The sequence below is a fragment of the Pseudomonas sp. AIG genome, from assembly GCF_977020205.1.
This window is the reverse complement of the sequence record NZ_CDROCK010000129.1, coordinates 1-1,015: the sequence shown is the minus strand read 5'-3', so window position 1 is coordinate 1,015 and position 1,015 is coordinate 1. Positions and strand designations below refer to the sequence as shown.

Sequence of the window (1,015 nt, the reverse complement as noted above, 5' to 3'; positions counted from 1 at the left end):
GTGGCCCAGGCCAGATCGTTGTCCGAAAGCTTGGCGCTGAACAGCCCACCGCCACCGTGCTGGGCGACGTTACTTTCCTTGTGCACCGACAACGCGGTCAAACCGCGCCCCCGTAATGTTATGAAAACGGCGCTTTGGCTGTCCGCCTCGAGGTGCCCGGATTCAATCTTACCGGTGGCATCGGCGGCTTCAAAACGATAGCGATTCATCAGGCATCCCGTGTCACACGCAAGATTTCTTCAGGGGCGGTGGCGCCGCTGCGGATCCAGCGCTCGCCGTCCTCGCGCAAGCTGAACATCCCGGCCTTGGCCGCCGATGCGCGCAAGGCCTGCTCCCCTGCCCCTTGATGGATCAGCGTGCGGATGTCGTCGTCGATGCAGAATAATTCGTGGATGCCGGTGCGGCCGCTGTAGCCGGTTTGGTTGCACGCCGCACAACCGACCGGGCGCCAGGTGCCCGGTGCCGCTGGGTCTTCCTGCTTGCAGTGATTGCACAGGCGTCGCACCAAGCGTTGTGCGAGTACCCCAAGCATCGACGAGGCCAGCAGAAACGGTTCGACGCCCATGTCGATCAAGCGGTTGACCGCCGACACTGCGTCGTTGGTGTGCAAGGTTGCCAACACCAAATGCCCGGTCAGCGACGCCTGCACGGCGATTTGTGCGGTTTCGAGATCGCGGATTTCGCCGATCATGATGATGTCCGGGTCTTGGCGCAGGATCGCCCGCAGCGCCAGGGCGAAGGTCATATCGATTTTGGCGTTGACCTGAATCTGGCTGATGCCCGGCAGGTCGTATTCCACCGGGTCTTCAACAGTGAGAATGTTGCTGGTACTCGCATCGAGCCGCGCCAGTGCAGCGTACAGGCTGGTGGTTTTGCCGCTGCCCGTGGGCCCGGTGACCAGCACAATGCCGTGGGGCTGGCGGATCAAATGATCAAGTTTGGCCAACACCTGCACGTCCATGCCGAGGGTTTCCAGATGCAGACGTCCGGCCTGTTTGTCGAGCAGACGCATCAC

General features: G+C 61.9%; 1 protein-coding gene and 1 pseudogene. Both read right to left on the bottom strand.

Annotated features, from left to right (window positions below):
* Positions 1 to 209 (bottom strand): annotated as a pseudogene (locus tag ACWR1S_RS30830) (type II secretion system inner membrane protein GspF); the annotation flags it as partial.
* Positions 209 to 1,015 (bottom strand): GspE/PulE family protein (locus ACWR1S_RS30825; protein WP_454566139.1); only part of this gene is annotated, 807 nt, incomplete at its 5' end. The pseudogene ACWR1S_RS30830 and the gene ACWR1S_RS30825, both read right to left, overlap by 1 nt.